Here is a 16,397-nt window from a genome sequence, read left to right as displayed (position 1 = left end):
TGCTCACACCTTGCCGCAGGCCGCCCGGCATGAATGACGACCGCACACTCAGTGGCCTGACGCGCCGCATCATTCCCTGCCTCGACGTGACCGCCGGTCGCGTCGTCAAGGGCATCAACTTCGTCAATCTGGTCGATGCCGGCGATCCGGTCGAGATCGCCCGTCGCTACAACGAACAGGGTGCCGACGAACTGACCTTTCTCGACATCACGGCCACCAGTGATGATCGCGATCTGATTCTGCCTATCATCGAGCAGGTCGCCTCACAGGTCTTCATCCCGCTGACCGTGGGTGGCGGCGTCCGCCAGCCCCAGGACGTACAGCGCCTGCTCAATGCCGGTGCCGACAAGGTTTCCATCAACAGCGCCGCGATCGCCAATCCCGGCCTGGTCGAAGCCACCGCCGGCTACCACGGCTCGCAATGCATCGTCGTCGCCATCGACGCACGGCGTGTTTCCAGTCCTGGCGAGACGCCACGCTGGGAAGTGTTCACCCATGGCGGACGACGCTCCAGCGGCCTGGATGCACTCGAATGGGCAAGTCGTGTCGCCGCGCTGGGTGCCGGCGAGATTCTGCTGACCAGCATGGACCGCGATGGCACCAAGCAGGGTTTCGATCTCGAACTCACCCGCGCCGTGGCCGATGCCGTCCCGGTACCCGTAATCGCCTCGGGTGGTGTCGGCACCCTGCAGCACCTGGCCGACGGCGTGACCCAGGGTGGAGCCAGTGCCGTACTGGCGGCCAGCATTTTCCACTATGGCGAATACACCATCGGGCAAGCCAAGGCCTTCATGGCCGAACAAGGCATTCCAGTCAGGATCTGACACCATGACCGACGCATCCACTCCCGCCTGGCTTGATGAAGTCAGTTTCGATGAACAGGGTCTGTTGCCCGCCATCGCCCAGGACCGCCACAGCGGTCGCATCCTGATGTTCGCCTGGATGAACCGCGAAGCGCTGCTGGAAACGGTGCGCCTGCGCCGGGCCGTGTACTGGTCGCGCTCCCGCTCCCGCCTGTGGAGCAAGGGCGAAGAGTCCGGCCATGTACAGCAACTGCACGACATCCGTCTCGACTGCGACGGCGATGTCGTTCTGCTGACCGTAGAACAGGTTGGTGGCATTGCCTGCCATACCGGGCGCGAAAGCTGCTTCTACCGCCAGTTGCAGGGCGAGGCAGGAACAGCCGCCTGGACCGTGACCGATGGCGTGCTCAAGGACCCCGAGCACATCTACCGCTGAGCCCCACATGAACGACACCATTCTGGCACGTATCGCCGACACCCTGGAAACCCGGCTGCCCGAAAACGGCGGCGACCCGTCCACCTCCTACGTGGCCAAGCTGCTGGCCAAGGCTCCCGATGCCTTCCTCAAGAAAATCGGCGAGGAAGCCACCGAACTCGTGATGGCATCCAAGGATGGCGAGCGCGAGCAGATTGTGTACGAAACCGCCGATCTGTGGTTTCATTGCTTGGTGGCCCTCACCCATCACCACATCCGGCCCGAAGAGATCCTGGCCGAACTGGCGCGACGCGAAGGGTTGTCCGGCCTGCAGGAAAAAGCCTCAAGGAGTGCATAATTGTTTGATCCTTCGCATATTCACGACAACTGCCTGTTCTGTAAAATCATCTCAGGCGAGATTCCCGCCCGGAAAGTGCATGAAGACGATGACTTTCTGGCATTTCACGACATCAATCCCGCCGCGCCGGTGCATGTGCTGCTGATTCCCAAACGCCATGTCACCTCGTTGCAGGACATCGTGGCCGAAGATGCCGGATGGTTGGGTAGAATGATGGCGCTGGTGCCCAAGCTGGCGCTTGACAGTGGTTGCCGCCCCGGCCCTGACGGCGGGTTCCGGCTGATTACCAACGCCGGACGCGACGGCGGCCAGGAAGTCGGTCATCTGCATTTCCATATCCTGGGCGGAGAACGCCCCTGGACCGGGCTGGGCGCCCGGATGAACGCCTGAACCGACACGACCCCAACGGAGAAACATTATGGGTAGCTTTAGCATCTGGCACTGGTTGATCGTTCTGCTGATCGTGGCATTGGTGTTCGGCACCAAGAAACTGCGCAACATCGGCAGCGACCTCGGCGGTGCCGTCAAGGGCTTCAAGGAAGGCATGAAGGAAGCCGAAACGCCTGCACAGGCCGAGCAACAGGAACCTGCTGCGGCAGCCCCCCTGCAGAACACCGCAGCCAAGCCACAAGGCGAGACCATCGACGTGCAGGCACGCGAAAAAGCCGACTGACCGGCTGAACCATCATGTTCGACATCAGTTTCACCGAACTGATGGTGATCGGCATCATTGCGCTGATCGTCATCGGCCCTGAAAAGCTGCCCAAGGTGGCCCGTACCATCGGCCACCTGCTGGGGCGTGCGCAGCGCTACGTCAACGACGTCAAGACCGATATCCGCAAGGAAATCGAGCTCGACGACCTCAAGAAGTTCAAGCAGGACATGGAAAGCGCCGCCAGCGATGTACGCGGCTCCATCGACAACGTCAGCAAGTCGATTGCCGACCCCGTCAATCAGATGGCGCGGGAATTCCATGAAATCGAGCAGAAGACGACCGCCAGCCTGAACCAGGCCAGCACGGCACCTGCCAACACGCCCACCGGCACAGCAGAACCGGCTGCCACCACAACAGCGGCACCGCAACACGGTGTGGCCCAAGCCACCGAGGCCGTGCCTGCAACAGAACCCGCCGCCTCCGCTGCTGCCACGCCGCCTGCACCTGCCGACACGCACGCGTCCAGCCCGGCTGCACCAGCCCAAGATACGACCCGCCAGCCATGAATACGCAGGAACACCAGGAAGACAGCTTCATCTCGCACCTGATCGAGCTGCGGTCACGGTTGCTGCGCGCTGCCGCAGCCGTCCTGGGCTTTTTCGTGCTCCTGTTCCTCTGGCCCGGTGCCTCGGCCATCTACGACATCCTGGCGCAACCGATGCTGGCCGCACTCCCGGAAGGCACGCGCATGATCGCTACCGGGGTCATCACGCCATTCATGGTACCCGTCAAGATCACCATGATGGCAGCCTTCGTGCTCAGCCTGCCCGTGGTGCTGTATCAGGCCTGGGCCTTCGTGGCCCCCGGCCTGTATCGGCATGAACAGAAGCTGGCCCTGCCGCTGATCGTCTCGAGCACGCTGCTGTTCCTGGCCGGCATGGCCTTCTGCTATTTCTTCGTATTCCGTACTGTCTTCCACTTCATTGCGACCTTTGCGCCGCAATCAATCACGCCGGCACCTGACATCGAAGCCTATCTGAATTTCGTCATCACGATGTTCCTGGCATTCGGCATCACGTTCGAGGTGCCGGTCGCTGTCGTGCTGCTGATTCGCACCGGACTGGTCACCATTGAAAAGCTCAAATCGGCGCGCGGCTACGTCATTGTGGGCGCTTTCATCATCGCAGCCGTCGTGACACCACCGGATGTGGTCAGCCAGTTCATGCTGGCCGTCCCGCTGTGCCTGCTGTACGAAGTCGGCATCCTGGTGGGCAGGGCTGTCCAGCCACGAGCCGACCGTAGCAGCGAGAGTACCGACGTCACGCCATAAGGCCTTGCTGTGCAGTACCCGCCCGCTATCGACCAGCCGTCGGTAGTCCCGGGCGCTGGCCTGCCACCACTTTCAGCGTCTGTGCCGTGCCTTCACGCAGCACATCCAGTTCAACCGTGGCACCGGGCACCTGCGAGGCGATCAGGTTGAGCAGGTGCAGGGTATCCCGTACCTGTTGGCGATTGAATGCATTGACGATATCGCCCGGGCGCAACCCGCCGCGATGAGCAGGACCGTCACGCAGCACAGCTGCTACCAGCACGCCCTGAGACTGTGTCAATCCAAAAGCCTGAGCCAGATCGGGCGTCATGTCCTGCGGTTCGATACCCAGCCAGCCCCGTTGCACCACGCCCTTCTTGAGCAACTGCTCCATGACCTGCCTGACCGTTGCCGCAGGAATCGCAAAGCCAATGCCCAGTGACCCACCCGTGCGGGAAAAGATCGCCGTATTGATGCCCACCAGCTTGCCTTCGGCATCGATCAGTGCACCACCCGAGCTACCCGGGTTGATGGCCGCATCGGTCTGGATGAAATTTTCATAGGTATTGATGCCCAGCCGGTCGCGCCCCAGTGCCGATACGATACCCAGCGACGTCGTCTGCCCCACACCAAACGGATTGCCGATGGCCAGCACGACGTCCCCGACCCGCACGCCTTCTGTGCGGAACTGATGCGCCGGATCCATGCCCTCGATCCCTCTGGCATCGATGTGCAATATCGCCAGATCCGTATCCGGGTCTGCACCGACCAGCGTGGCATTGACCTCGCGCCCATCGACCAGCATCACGGCAATTTCATCCGCCGCTTCAATCACGTGATAATTGGTCAGAACGTGCCCATCCTTGCCGATCAGCACGCCCGACCCAAGGCTGGTGCTGTCCTCCTCACCCTGGGGCAGCCCGGGCAACTGCCCCAGCAAATCCTGCAGCGGCGATCCCTCGGGCAATGTCAGCAATGGCACCCGCACCCGTTTCTGGCTGTACACATTGACGACCGCTGGTGCGGCACGCGCCACGGCATCGGCATACGAGGCCGATGCCGCCTGAGGCGACACACGTCCACTGGCCTCATCCGACGCACCGGGCCGCAGCAGCCCCAAAACGAATAGAATACCCAGGGTCAAGGTGACAGCCTGGGCAAAGATCAACCATAACCGCCGCATCAGGAATCACCAATTTTCATACCGGATTGACAGAAGATGAGCACAATTGAAACCAAGGACCTGACTGCCTGGCTGGACGAACTGCTGCAGATTCACCTGTTTCGCGATTACTGTCCGATCGGCCTCCAGGTCGAAGGCAGGCCGACTATACGCCGCATCGTCAGCGGCGTCACGGCCTCCGAGGCCTTGCTGCGTGCCGCCATCGAACGCGACGCCGATGCCGTGCTGGTCCATCATGGCTGGTTCTGGCGCAACGAAGACGCCCGCATCAGGGGCATCAAGCGCACCCGGCTGGCACTGACGCTGGCGCATGACCTCAACCTGATCGCCTATCACCTGCCGCTGGATGCTCATCCCGTGCTGGGCAACAACGCCCAGTTGGCGCGTGTACTCGGTTTCGAGCCAGAGTACCGACCCGGCACGCAAGCCCCGGCCACTTGCGGCCCCGACAACCTCATCTGGCTGGGGCATGCACCCAACATCGCCACACTGTCCGAACTGCAGGCGCGCATTGCGGCACGGCTGGGCCGTGAGCCCCTGGTCGTTGGCGATCCCGGCCAGCCGGTCAGCCGCATCGCCTGGTGCACCGGAGGTGCGCAGGGCATGATGCAGGCCGCGCTTGATGCCGGTGCCACCATCTACATCACTGGAGAAGCCTCGGAGCACAATACGCACTTGGCACGCGAAACGGGCACCGCCTTCATCGGCGCAGGCCATCACGCCACTGAACGCTATGGCGTGGAGGCCCTCGGTCAGGCCATCGCCGAACGATTCGGCATCGAGGTTGAGTTCCTGGATATCGACAATCCAGTCTGACGCGCCTACTTGTTCTTGAGCAGATCCCGAATGTCACGCAGCAGCACTACGTCTTCGCTCGGTGCAGGCGGAGCCTCGGGCTCTGCCGGAACTTCCTGCTCGGCGCTGCGACGCGCCATATTGATCAGCTTGACCATCCAGAACACCACGAACGCCAGCAGGACGAAGTTGATCAGAATGGTCAGAAAGTTGCCCCATCCCAGCACGATGGCACCGGCATCGACCAGCTCGGTATAAGTCTGGCCACCCGCGTAGCCCTCCGGTACGCGCAGGGTAATGAACTTGTTGGCAAAATCGACCGAGCCGCCCAGAATGAAGTTGATCACGGGCATGACGATATCCTTGACCAGGGAATCGACGATCTTGCCGAACGCCGCCCCCACGATCACGCCTACAGCCAGATCAACGACGCTGCCACGGACGGCGAACTCACGAAACTCATGGAGAAATCCGGTTTTCTTGCTCATATCTTCCCTCGCTCAAAAGAAGCCCTACAATAGACAGGCGCTATAATACGCGGCGCTGGCAATGGCTCTCCCAAATAACCATATTAATAACATGGGAAAGCGGATTTCTTTGCGCTAGATCACGTTTCTTTGCGCTAGATCACATAGGACCTGGCCCGCTATCGGGTATATATATGTGATTTTGTCACTACCGATTCCGAAAAGGGAAATCAGCAAGATGAGTCACGATACGATAGTGCTCGACGACGACGAAGGTGCAATCGACCCCAACCTGCCACCCGATCCCTCGCGTCGCACCTGGGTTGGCATCACCTGTGCGCTCGGAGGTGCGGCTGGCGTAGCTACTGCCGTTCCCTTTGTCAGCACATTCGCGCCCTCCGACAAGGCCCGCGCAGCCGGAGCCCCGGTCGAGGTCGAAATCGGCGATATGGTTCCCGGTGAAATGCGTACGGTCGAATGGCGCGGCAAGCCCGTCTGGATCATCCGTCGCACTGCCGAGCAGATGGCCTCGCTGGCCACCGACACCAACGAACTGGCCGATCCGGACTCGCTGCGTACAGGTGAATATCCTACGCCGCAATACGCCCAGAACGAATGGCGTTCTTACGACGATCACAAGGATTTCCTGGTCGTGGTCGGTATCTGCACGCACCTGGGCTGTTCTCCTACCCCCCGTTTTGCCACCGGCCCGCAGCCCAGCCTGCCTGCCAACTGGGAAGGCGGCTTCCTCTGCCCCTGCCACGGCTCGACCTTCGACATGGCCGGCCGCGTGTTCAAGAACAAGCCGGCACCGGACAACCTGGAAGTGCCGCCTTACAAGTACCTCACCGCCACGCGCATCATCGTCGGCGTTGATGAGGACAACAAGGCATAACGGTCAGGGTCGGATGTGCTTCGCGCATCCACACGATATTCATTTAGAGAACAGTTGAAGGAGCCGTTTCATGGCTGGCGAAAAAACCGTCGAAACGACAGGCCTGCTGGGGTGGATCGATAGGCGATTCCCCCTCACAGCGACCATGCGGGCGCATGTCACCGAGTACTACGCGCCCAAGAATTTCAATTTCTGGTACTGGTTCGGCTCATTGGCCATGCTGGTGCTGGTCATCCAGATCGTGACCGGGATTTTCCTGGTCATGCACTACAAGCCGGACGCCGCTCGTGCCTTCATGTCCGTCGAATACATCATGCGCGAAGTGCCGTGGGGCTGGCTGGTCCGCTACATGCACTCGACCGGTGCCTCGATGTTCTTCGTGGTGGTCTACCTGCACATGCTGCGCGGCCTGCTGTACGGTTCCTACCGCAAGCCTCGTGAGCTGGTGTGGATCTTCGGTGTGGCGATTTTCCTCTGTCTGATGGCCGAAGCCTTCATGGGCTACCTGCTGCCCTGGGGCCAGATGTCTTACTGGGGTGCCCAGGTGATCATCAACCTGTTCGCCGCCATCCCGTTCATCGGACCCGAGCTGTCGATCTGGATCCGCGGCGACTACGTCGTGGGCGATGCCACGCTCAACCGCTTCTTCTCGCTGCACGTGATCGCCGTGCCGCTGGTGCTGATCGGCCTGATCGTGGCCCACATCATCGCCCTGCACGAAGTGGGTTCCAACAACCCCGACGGCATCGAAATCAAGAAGGTCAAGGACAAGTACGGTCGTCCCGCCGACGGCATTCCGTTCCATCCCTACTACACGGTGCACGACATCCTGGGCGTGGCCGGCTTCCTGATCGTCTTCTTCGCGATTGTCTTCTTTGCCCCTGAAATGGGCGGCTACTTCCTGGAATACAACAACTTCATCCCGGCCGATCCGCTCAAGACGCCGCCGCACATTGCCCCGGTCTGGTATTTCACGCCGTTCTATTCGATGCTGCGTGCCACCACCGACCAGTTCACCTGGGTGCTGCTGCTGTTTGCAGTGCTGGGCATGATCCCGGTCATCCGTGCCAAGGGCATCAATCCGACGCTGCGCCTGGTACTGCTGGCCGTGCTGGCTGGCGTGGCCGTGGGCCTGCGCCTGTTCGACGCCAAGTTCTGGGGCGTGATCGTGATGGGCGGCACAGTGGTGATGCTGGCCTTCCTGCCCTGGCTCGATCACTCGCCGGTCAAGTCGATCCGCTACCGTCCGGGCTGGCACAAGATTCTGTATGGCATCTTCATGATCAACTTCGTGATCCTGGGTTACCTGGGCACGCAAGCTCCGTCCGACCTGTTCAATCTGCTGTCGCAAATCGGGACCGTCATCTACCTGGCGTTCTTCCTGCTGATGCCGTACTGGAGCACGATGGGCACATTCAAGCCCGTCCCCCAGCGCGTCAATTTCCGACCCCACCATTGAGCCAATCATTTTTACGGACTTATCATGATCAAGAAGCTATTTGGCGCATTGGCCCTGGTACTGAGTTGCGGGACGGCCGTCGTGCATGCGGCCGATGCGGGCTACCCGCTTGAAAGCGCCCCCAAGCCGGTTACCGACCTGGGTGCGCTGCAAAACGGCGCGAAAATCTTCGTCAACTACTGTCTGAGCTGTCACAGCGCCAGCGCCGTGCGCTACAACAAGCTGCTGCAAATCGGCCTGACCGAAGAGCAGATCAAGAACAGCCTGCTGTTCACCGGCGAAGGCGTGGGCGACATGATGGATATCGCCATGAGCCCGAAGGACGCCAAGGCCTGGCTGGGCACGACCCCGCCCGACCTGTCGGTGATCGCCCGTGCCAAGTCGACCAATGCCGGCCCCAGCGGTGCAGACTACATCTACACCTACCTGCGCACGTTCTATCGCGACACCAGCAAGGCCACCGGCTGGGACAATCTGGTCTTCCCGAGCGTGGGTATGCCCCACGTGATGTGGGATGTCCAGGGCCCGCGCACGCTCACGACCACCACCGTTCATCAGGTCAGCAGCGATCCGGCCAACCCCGAGGCCCCCAAGGTCTGGGAGCGTGTCACGGTCACCTACGACCAGGATGGTTACGCCACCAGCCAGAAGGAAACCCTGCAGGGCGAAGCACACGCATCGTTCGATGCCAAGTTCACCTCGCTGAATCCTGAAAAGGATGCCGCCTTCGACATGGACGTGGCTGATCTGACGGCCTTCCTGGCCTGGATGTCCGAGCCCGTACAGCAGGATCGCAAGCTGATCGGCATCTGGGTCATGCTGTTCCTGTTCATCTTCCTGTTCGTCGCATACCGTCTCAATGCGGCATTCTGGAAGGACGTGAGGTAATATATAAGATAGCCCCGCCGTATATCCGTGCAAATCATGCCGGATTCGGCGCCCGGGCCAGCGCGGCAGCGTCCGCGCTGGCCTTTAGTTATTTTCAAGGACTGGAACGCCTGCCATGATGGTTCTCTATTCCGGCACCACCTGCCCCTTTTCACAACGCTGCCGTTTTGTACTGTTCGAAAAGGGCATGGATTTCGAAATCCGCGATATCGACCTCTACAACAAGCCCGAGGATATCGCCACAATGAACCCATACGGCCAGGTACCCATCCTGACCGAACGGGAACTGGTCCTGTACGAATCCAACATCATCAACGAATACATCGATGAACGCTTCCCGCATCCCCAGTTGATGCCGGCAGATCCCATCATGCGCGCCCGCACGCGCCTGCTGCTCTATCACTTCGAGCGCGAGCTGTTCGTGCACGTCGCCATCCTCGAGGATCGCCTGGGTCAATACGACCAGAAGCAAAAGGACCAGGCCCGTGTCGCCATCCGCGACAACCTGACGATGTTTGCGCCCAACATGGTCAAGAACAAGTTCATGCTGGGTGAAGAATTCTCCATGCTCGACGTGGCCATCGCGCCGTTGCTCTGGCGCCTGAACCACTACGGTATCGAATTGCCGCGCAATGCTGCTCCGCTGCAAAAGTATGCAGAGCGTATCTTCTCGCGCCCGGCCTACATCGAGGCGCTGACCCCGTCCGAGAAGATCATGCGCCGCTGATGCAGGGAGAGCGATGCCATGGGTGACATTTCCACCAAGCCGTACCTGATCCGTGCCCTGCACGAATGGTGCACCGACAGCGGCTACACGCCGTACATCGTGGTTCAGGTCAATGACCGCACCCTGGTGCCGCAAGGCCATGTGCGCGACGGACAGATCACGCTCAACATCAGTGCGCTGGCCACCAACAAGCTGTTGCTGGGCAATGAGTACGTCGAATTCGAGGCCCGCTTCAACGGCCGGACCGAGCGCGTCTCGGTACCGGTCGGTTCGGTCATCGCCATCTATTCGCGCGAAACGGGCGAAGGCATGGGTTTCGAGGTTGAGGAGCCTGCCGTGGCAGAAGAAGGCGAAGCAGCCATGCATGACCCATCGCCCGCATTGACCGATGCCTCTGCAGCCTCAGAGGCCGCAGAGCAACCCGGCAGTGACATTGCCGGCAAACGCAGCCACCTGACTGTCGTCAAGTAATCCTGCCCGCGCAATACTTGCAAAAAAAGGCCGCTCAAGAAATTGAACGGCCTTTTTCATGCCCATCGGACGGCGTGCGTCCAGTCTCAAATCAGGATCAGGAAGCGTCGGCCGTCAGCGGCATCGGCATCGGTACGATTTCCTGCCCCGGCAGGACAGCACAGGCCCGTCCGGAGCGCTTCGCCAAATACATGCGCTGGTCGGCGCGATCAACCAGTTCTTGCCAGTCCTGCGCCTTGTCCTGCTCGCGCTCAGCCATACCGATGGAGGCCGTCAGGGGTTGCCCGTCGGCACGCAAGCCCATGCCGGCCACCCGCAGGCGCTCCAGGAAAATGGTCAGCTTGTCGGCACTCATGTCCGGCAGCGCCACGACGAATTCTTCCCCACCCCAGCGAATCAACATGTCACCACTACGCAAGCTGCTGCGCAGGCGCGTGGCAAACTCCACCAGCACCACGTCGCCAGCCTCATGACCAAAACCGTCATTGATGGCCTTGAAGTGATCGATATCGAAAAAAGCCAGCGCCAGGGGCTTGTCCGAAGACTCGGCCATCATGAACATACGCTCCAGCGCCTCGACGCCGGAGCGCCGGGTCTGCGCCCCGGTGAGCTGGTCCGTCATGGCACGATGCACCAGCCGCTCCATGTAGTGGGACTGGGTCATGCCCGAGAACATCGCCACACCCGTCATCATGCACATGAACCAGAGCGCGGCACCATGCTGGGCCAGCGACAGATCCCCCCCCGAAAGGCTCATGCCGACAAGGGCAACACCCAGGATCGGGCAGGCAAACAGCAGGATCTCAAGCGCAGACAACGGAAAAATGGCCAGCCCGCCCAGCACGATACTGGGCATGAAGGCATAAAGCTGCAACACCAGGCGCTGCGTGGCGGTCAGGTAATGGATATCGACCAGCATCATCGCCATCAGGTAGAAGAGCGAGGGCACCATGAGCATGATCGACAGCATGACCAGCGCCTGGACATAGGGACGACGCACCGAGATATCGCGCGGCCAGGCCAACATCGCAAAAATGGCGCTCGCAATCAGGCGCAACACCGTCAGTTTGATCGCAGTATCCCATCCGAAGACCAGGAAATCGATGATCGAACAGAGCGGCACCAGTACGGCAAATACCAGGCAAATCAACTGCACGCGGGCCACGATGACCGAAGCCGCGTGACGCCGAATAGACGGCGAGCGGCCAAACGGCATGACCAGCTCCCACACCTGGCTGCTGGACGGCCGGGTGGGCGCAACGATATTTTGCAGGATGTAATTCCAAAGCTGTTTCAGGAATGCCATAAGTCAGGAAGCGGTACCTAGGAAAAGGCGTGGTCCGGCAACGCCACCAAGCAGTATCCCTACGCAGATGGCAACAAACGCAAACATTTTCAATTGTATCTCGTCCTCGTCACTTGTTTGTTGGCAACATTAGGTATGGCACGTCAATTTTTGCAATTTTGATACTATCGTCTGTTCGTCACGCCAAAAAAATGCCGACATGGATACCTTGCTGATTCTGAAACTTGGACTGCTGATTTTTGTCCTGGTTTACTCCATTTACAATTACGCTATCTATCGTAGTCGTCGTCGTACCGACAAACACACCTTCAAAGACTTTCTCGAGCGCAGCCAGCCGATACGCACCCTGACGGCAGAAGAAAAACCGCTGATTCAGCCCTTCCTGATCCATCCGGCCAAACCCAAATCGACAGCTCGTCTGCGTGACGATCGGGTCTATCGCCTCGAAGGTTCGCATATTCGTCACGGATACTCGAGCGGCGAAGGCCAGACCATCATGCATGACACGCTCGGCGGGCTGGATGTGGTGCTGCCACACGATGCCATCGACTTCCTGCAGGAGCACAATGCCGCTGAAGTCGTACTGACGGACAGCTTTGCCATCGTGATCCGCCTGAACGAGGCATTTGATCTGTCCGGCGGCAAGGCCCGCAGCGACGAAAGGGAGCGGCTCGAGCAGAAATGGCAGCATGGCGAGGCCCTGTCTTCAGGCTCCGCAGACCATGCCACCCCAACGTCCGGCACGGCAGACAGCGATGCTGCCACCTCCGCTAGCGCCTCACAACTCATCTCCCAGCGCGACGAAACACCGGATGAGGCACGTTTTCGTACCGGTCTGGGTTTCGGTCTGCTGGCCAGCACGCTGTTGTTCGGCATGTTCCTGTGCCTGGGCATTGCCGGCAATGTAGAGGAGCCAGCCACCCGCACCGCCTGGCTGGCCGGTGCCGGACTCTGCGCAGCCCTGGCGCTCTGGCGCTGGATTGCACGCAGTCGTCGCCATCCCACGCCACAGAAGGTCAACCGTGTCAGAGGTCCAGCCAATCTCGTCAGGCTGGTCAACCCGGACAACAGCAGCATCGTTGCCTCGCAACTGTTCATCGGCGACAGTGTCCCTGTGAGCCTGCCCGAACACTGGACCCGGCATGGCATCGATCTGCGCCTGGATGGTACGGTGGATGCAGACGTGCGCGTGGAAGACCGGATGATCGTGCGCCTGAACAACCAGCTGTCGATCAACGAAGAATTGCAGCGTCTGCCCATGCATTACTGGGGCCGCTTCCTGACGCTATCGTTGGCCAGCGCAGCCGCCATCGTCATGCTCTGGATCATGAATGGCGAAGAGGCCGGGCGCGATCTGGCTTTGAGTCGTTCGCTGCTGGGTGGCAAGACGGAAGTCGCCTATTCTGACGCCACACAACTGCGCGCGGCGCTCCCCGGCGAAGGCGACCTGCTGGCCCTGTCCGGCCAGGCACGCTGCAGCCTGCTATGGCCGGAAGACACGGGCAAACCGCTTGGGCTGGACTGCCAGCGCCTGATCTGGACCGATGAAGCAGCAACACCGCTGCCGGCACTGGAACCGCTGGCCGTTTCGCTATACGACGGCAGCGTGTTGCAGGCACGGCCAGCGCACGCCGTTTCCAGCCTGCTGTCCTTGCTGGCACAAGCAGGGCAACCGCTGCGTCGTGCGGCCAGCCAGACACCATACCATCTGACCCGACTGAATCAGACGCTCGCCCGCATCGACGAGGCATGCCCATTCGATCTGGAGGTTTCTCCACGTCTGACGCTATGCGCCGCGCTGCGGCACAGCTTGCTCGAACTTTTGATCACGGATATGCCCGAAGGCACAGCAAAAACCTGGGACGGGCTGCGCGACTATGCCTCGCACGCTGGCAACGGCGCTATTCTGACAGCCAACGGATTGTCCATCGTCCAGCAGGCCACGCGTGACCTGGGTGCCAATCTCATCATGACGCAAGTCGGTACACCACTACGCGCCATTGCCGGCACCGATCGCAACCAGGGCGTCGTGCTGCACGTCTGGCCAGGCCTTCATAGCGCCCTGCCGGAACCCCCTGTACGCCAGGACAACCTGCTGGACGTGCTGCGCTTCGCTCACATGCAATGGCAACCTGATGGAGCCATGCCGTTCGCCATTCGCGGTCATGTCGTGACGCAGGGAGATGATCTAGGTCGGCCCGTGCTCTATATCGACGCCACACTGGCTGCCGAAGATCGTCCGCCCGCCCTGATACGCACCGCAGCACTGGCATTGGCACTCGCCCTGACGCTGGTATTCGCATTGCTCTGGGCCTGGCAGTTCATCCTTGCACGCAAACGGGAACGCATGCTGGGGCCCCTGTTGCATGAACAGACGGCCCGCGCACCCAATACTTTCTTCTAGTCAGAAACTGACGCGCCCCCGCCCTGCCGCCTTGGCACGATACATGGCCTGATCCGCACGATGCAGTAACGTTGCTGCATCCGTGCCATCGTGCGGACACAAGGCGATCCCGAGGCTGGCCGATGTCGTGACATCCCGCCCCTCCAGCAGCAAAGACTGAGACAACGCCGTCAGAATCTTGCGCCCCACCCGGGCAGCCTGTTCGGCTGCCTGTATCGTATCCAGCAGAACCACGAACTCATCGCCCCCGAGTCTGGCCACCAGATCGCTACCGCGTACGCAGCTTCGAAGCCGGTCAGCCACAGCGACCAGCAGCTGATCCCCTACATGATGACCATATCGGTCATTGACCGGTTTGAAACGATCCAGATCCAGAAACAGCACGGCCAGCATGCGGCCCTCGTTGCAGCAGGGGATGGACTCATCAAGCTTCTGCTGGAGACGACGACGATTGGCCAACCCCGTCAGCAGGTCGTGATGTGCCTGGAAATGGATCTCGCGCTCGTTGTGCTTGCGCTTGCTGACATTCTGTTTGACACCCACATAGTGGAGGATGCGACCATTCTCTTCACGAACCGGCGCGATGGTCAGCTCTTCATGATAGAGCGTGCCATCCTTGCGACGATTGAGCAATTCGCCATGCCAGACCTTGCCCTGGCGGATGGTTCGCCACATATTTTTGTAGAACACACGACTCTGGGCTCCGGAATTGAGCAACCGTCCAGGCGTCAGGCCGACAGCTTCACTCATGGAATACCCGGTCATGCGCTCAAACGCAGCATTGACCCACTTTATCCGCGCCCTGGCATCCGTAATGATGACGCCGTTGGCCACGTTCTCAAGCGCAGAAATCAACAGTCGCCGGTGTGCATCTTCTTCACGGTCACGCGACAGGTTTCGCATCAACACCACGCCGCCAAGCAACTCATGCCCCTGCCAGGCAGGCTGGTAGCGCCACGATACCGGCAGAGCACCACCATGCTTGCATTTCAGCCAGGCCTGCCCATCGCAGATCTGCCCCATGTACTCCCCCACCCGCAACGCCATCGACTGTCGGGTGCGCGGAGCATGCAAAAGGGCCTCTCCCGCCAGACCCAGCAAGTCAGCTTCCTCGTAACCCAACATTGCACAGGCGGCAGGATTGACCCGTATCACACGCCCTTGTGCATCCAGCGCAAGCATGCCCTCCGTCATGCCTAGCAGGACGGAATCCAGCCAGCCGGATCCACAGGCGGGCTTGACACCCGCACGGGCTCCCCAGGCCAGCAAGGCGCGTGTGCCGGAGGCGAAAAGGCGTCTCATGCTCTGGGATGTGGCGCGTTGCAGCCGATGCGCCTTGTTTCGTTATGTAGACTATTGTCCGTAGACAATAGTCTACAGCAAAAGCGATGCTAGCTGTATGGTCAAAGCCCCCGGCAAACCTCTTGCGATGCAGTTCGGCCGTGTGCTCAAGGCACACAGGATGGACAGTGGGCTATCGCAGGAAGAATTGGCACACAGGGCAGCCATAGACCGGACTTTCGTCTCCATGCTGGAGCGTGGACTGCGCCTGCCCACCCTGGGTGTCATCCTGGCCCTGGCGCATGCCCTGAACACCTCTGGTGCCCAACTGGTTGCACAGGTCGAACAGCTCGGCGCAATACCACATGGCGATCCGCCCACCCCCGTTCGCAAGGAACAGGTAAAGAAAAAGGCCAGCCCCAAAAGGCTGGCCTTTGCATCGAATCCGTGTGGTGCCGGTTAGAGGAGTCGAACCCCCGACCTTCGCATTACAAGTGCGCTGCTCTACCAACTGAGCTAAACCGGCCCGCCCTGCCGCATCAGGCAAAACCTGACGAACAATATGGCAAGCCTTTTATTCTAACCTGTCTCGACAGCATTTGCACTGGCCTGATCACCAGGGCGCGGCAGTTTCCCAATCGACTTCCGTCTCTGCCTCACGAGCCTGTCGCATCAGATTCAACAGCGGATAGGCACGCTGGCGCAACCCCACAGGTTGCTCGACAGGATGAGGCACCGGCTGATCCGGATCATCCTGCTGATTGTGTGCAGCATGCGGATCATCGGCACCGGCAATGGCCGACTCCAGGCCGGCGATGGCTGCATCAAGCTGTGCAGCGGTCCAGACACCCCGCTCGGGCACGCCATCAGCCACGGATTTGCCGGCGGCCTGCAACAGCGGCTGGGCATGCTGCGCCAGCATCAGGACATCGCCACCAGCCTTGGATCTGAATGTAATCAGCATAAGAGGTGTCACTTTTC

Annotated in this window: 20 protein-coding genes and 1 tRNA gene; 15 read left to right on the top strand and 6 right to left on the bottom strand. The window is 60.5% G+C overall.

Annotated elements, in window-relative coordinates; genetic code table 11:
* Nucleotides 1–29 precede the first annotated feature (29 nt).
* Genes hisF through tatC form a run of 7 tightly spaced genes read left to right on the top strand, consistent with a single transcriptional unit; the run spans nucleotide 30 to nucleotide 3,561 of the window.
* Nucleotides 30–824 carry an imidazole glycerol phosphate synthase subunit HisF gene (gene hisF, locus DD235_RS12195; RefSeq protein ID WP_109062376.1) on the top strand — a complete coding sequence of 265 codons (795 nt, stop codon included), beginning with the start codon at nucleotides 30–32 and terminating at the stop codon, nucleotides 822–824.
* 4 nt (nucleotides 825–828) lie between these two features.
* Nucleotides 829–1,239, top strand: coding sequence for a phosphoribosyl-AMP cyclohydrolase (hisI, locus tag DD235_RS12190; protein ID WP_109062375.1), 411 nt, complete (start codon nucleotides 829–831; stop codon nucleotides 1,237–1,239).
* 7 nt (nucleotides 1,240–1,246) lie between these two features.
* On the top strand, nucleotides 1,247–1,576 hold the full coding sequence (locus DD235_RS12185; RefSeq protein ID WP_109062374.1) for a phosphoribosyl-ATP diphosphatase: 330 nt from the start codon (nucleotides 1,247–1,249) through the stop codon (nucleotides 1,574–1,576).
* A gap of 18 nt (nucleotides 1,577–1,594) precedes the next feature.
* The gene (locus DD235_RS12180; RefSeq protein WP_109062534.1) at nucleotides 1,595–1,966 is read left to right on the top strand and encodes a histidine triad nucleotide-binding protein; all 372 of its coding nucleotides are present in this window, start codon (nucleotides 1,595–1,597) and stop codon (nucleotides 1,964–1,966) included.
* Between the two features lie 28 nt (nucleotides 1,967–1,994).
* The gene (gene tatA / locus DD235_RS12175; RefSeq protein ID WP_109062373.1) at nucleotides 1,995–2,249 is read left to right on the top strand and encodes a Sec-independent protein translocase subunit TatA; all 255 of its coding nucleotides are present in this window, start codon (nucleotides 1,995–1,997) and stop codon (nucleotides 2,247–2,249) included.
* A 14-nt stretch (nucleotides 2,250–2,263) separates the two neighbouring features.
* Nucleotides 2,264–2,797, top strand: coding sequence for a Sec-independent protein translocase protein TatB (gene tatB, locus DD235_RS12170; protein WP_109062372.1), 534 nt, complete (start codon nucleotides 2,264–2,266; stop codon nucleotides 2,795–2,797).
* A complete protein-coding gene (gene tatC / locus DD235_RS12165; protein ID WP_109062371.1) occupies nucleotides 2,794–3,561 on the top strand; it encodes a twin-arginine translocase subunit TatC in 768 nt (255 codons plus the stop codon). The genes tatB and tatC overlap by 4 nt, the downstream gene beginning before the upstream one ends.
* Nucleotides 3,562–3,586: 25 nt before the next feature.
* Here the strand turns inward: tatC and DD235_RS12160 are convergent, their stop codons facing one another.
* Entirely contained in the window at nucleotides 3,587–4,723 is a 1,137-nt protein-coding gene (locus DD235_RS12160) for a S1C family serine protease (RefSeq protein WP_109062370.1), read from the bottom strand.
* A gap of 36 nt (nucleotides 4,724–4,759) precedes the next feature.
* Between DD235_RS12160 and DD235_RS12155 the strand changes: the two genes are divergently transcribed.
* Nucleotides 4,760–5,539: a Nif3-like dinuclear metal center hexameric protein gene (locus DD235_RS12155; protein WP_109062369.1), complete on the top strand. Its 780-nt coding sequence runs from the start codon at nucleotides 4,760–4,762 to the stop codon at nucleotides 5,537–5,539.
* Nucleotides 5,540–5,544: 5 nt separating this feature from the next.
* Here the strand turns inward: DD235_RS12155 and mscL are convergent, their stop codons facing one another.
* Nucleotides 5,545–6,006, bottom strand: a complete 462-nt coding sequence (mscL, locus tag DD235_RS12150) for a large conductance mechanosensitive channel protein MscL (RefSeq protein ID WP_109062368.1) — start codon at nucleotides 6,004–6,006, stop codon at nucleotides 5,545–5,547.
* Between the two features lie 217 nt (nucleotides 6,007–6,223).
* On the opposite strand from mscL, the gene petA reads away from it, so the two are divergent.
* From petA to DD235_RS12125, 5 genes are all read left to right on the top strand, one after another.
* Nucleotides 6,224–6,880, top strand: coding sequence for a ubiquinol-cytochrome c reductase iron-sulfur subunit (gene petA, locus DD235_RS12145; protein ID WP_109062367.1), 657 nt, complete (start codon nucleotides 6,224–6,226; stop codon nucleotides 6,878–6,880).
* A gap of 70 nt (nucleotides 6,881–6,950) precedes the next feature.
* Entirely contained in the window at nucleotides 6,951–8,339 is a 1,389-nt protein-coding gene (locus DD235_RS12140) for a cytochrome b (protein WP_109062366.1), read from the top strand.
* Nucleotides 8,340–8,363: 24 nt separating this feature from the next.
* Nucleotides 8,364–9,227 carry a cytochrome c1 gene (locus DD235_RS12135; RefSeq protein ID WP_109062365.1) on the top strand — a complete coding sequence of 288 codons (864 nt, stop codon included), beginning with the start codon at nucleotides 8,364–8,366 and terminating at the stop codon, nucleotides 9,225–9,227.
* Nucleotides 9,228–9,342: 115 nt separating this feature from the next.
* Complete coding sequence (locus tag DD235_RS12130; RefSeq protein ID WP_109062364.1) at nucleotides 9,343–9,954, top strand: glutathione S-transferase N-terminal domain-containing protein; 612 nt, start codon at nucleotides 9,343–9,345, stop codon at nucleotides 9,952–9,954.
* Nucleotides 9,955–9,972: 18 nt separating this feature from the next.
* Nucleotides 9,973–10,425: a ClpXP protease specificity-enhancing factor gene (locus DD235_RS12125; RefSeq protein WP_109062363.1), complete on the top strand. Its 453-nt coding sequence runs from the start codon at nucleotides 9,973–9,975 to the stop codon at nucleotides 10,423–10,425.
* 97 nt (nucleotides 10,426–10,522) lie between these two features.
* Here the strand turns inward: DD235_RS12125 and DD235_RS12120 are convergent, their stop codons facing one another.
* The gene (locus tag DD235_RS12120) at nucleotides 10,523–11,731 is read right to left on the bottom strand and encodes a GGDEF domain-containing protein (RefSeq protein WP_109062362.1); all 1,209 of its coding nucleotides are present in this window, start codon (nucleotides 11,729–11,731) and stop codon (nucleotides 10,523–10,525) included.
* Nucleotides 11,732–11,930: 199 nt separating this feature from the next.
* Here DD235_RS12120 and DD235_RS12115 point away from each other — a divergent pair, with 199 nt between their 5' ends.
* Nucleotides 11,931–14,135 (top strand): IgaA/UmoB family intracellular growth attenuator, encoded by a 2,205-nt coding sequence (locus DD235_RS12115; protein WP_109062361.1) that lies wholly within the window; start codon nucleotides 11,931–11,933, stop codon nucleotides 14,133–14,135.
* Here DD235_RS12115 and DD235_RS12110 read toward each other — a convergent pair whose 3' ends face one another.
* Nucleotides 14,136–15,437, bottom strand: a complete 1,302-nt coding sequence (locus DD235_RS12110) for a sensor domain-containing diguanylate cyclase (RefSeq protein ID WP_109062360.1) — start codon at nucleotides 15,435–15,437, stop codon at nucleotides 14,136–14,138.
* Nucleotides 15,438–15,564: 127 nt separating this feature from the next.
* On the opposite strand from DD235_RS12110, the gene DD235_RS12105 reads away from it, so the two are divergent.
* The gene (locus DD235_RS12105) at nucleotides 15,565–15,879 is read left to right on the top strand and encodes a helix-turn-helix domain-containing protein (RefSeq protein WP_109062533.1); all 315 of its coding nucleotides are present in this window, start codon (nucleotides 15,565–15,567) and stop codon (nucleotides 15,877–15,879) included.
* Here DD235_RS12105 and DD235_RS12100 read toward each other — a convergent pair.
* A tRNA-Thr gene (locus DD235_RS12100) sits at nucleotides 15,867–15,942 on the bottom strand. The two genes, DD235_RS12105 and DD235_RS12100, sit on opposite strands and share 13 nt — an antisense overlap.
* Nucleotides 15,943–16,029: 87 nt before the next feature.
* A complete protein-coding gene (locus DD235_RS12095) occupies nucleotides 16,030–16,380 on the bottom strand; it encodes a DUF1840 domain-containing protein (RefSeq protein ID WP_109062359.1) in 351 nt (116 codons plus the stop codon).
* Between the last annotated feature and the right edge of the window lie 17 nt (nucleotides 16,381–16,397).

It is taken from the genome of Corticimicrobacter populi (assembly GCF_003123725.1).
GTDB classification, from domain to species: Bacteria; Pseudomonadota; Gammaproteobacteria; order Burkholderiales; family Burkholderiaceae_B; genus Corticimicrobacter; species Corticimicrobacter populi.
Note: the sequence above shows the minus strand (reverse complement) of the source record. Positions and strands in the feature narration are given on the sequence as shown.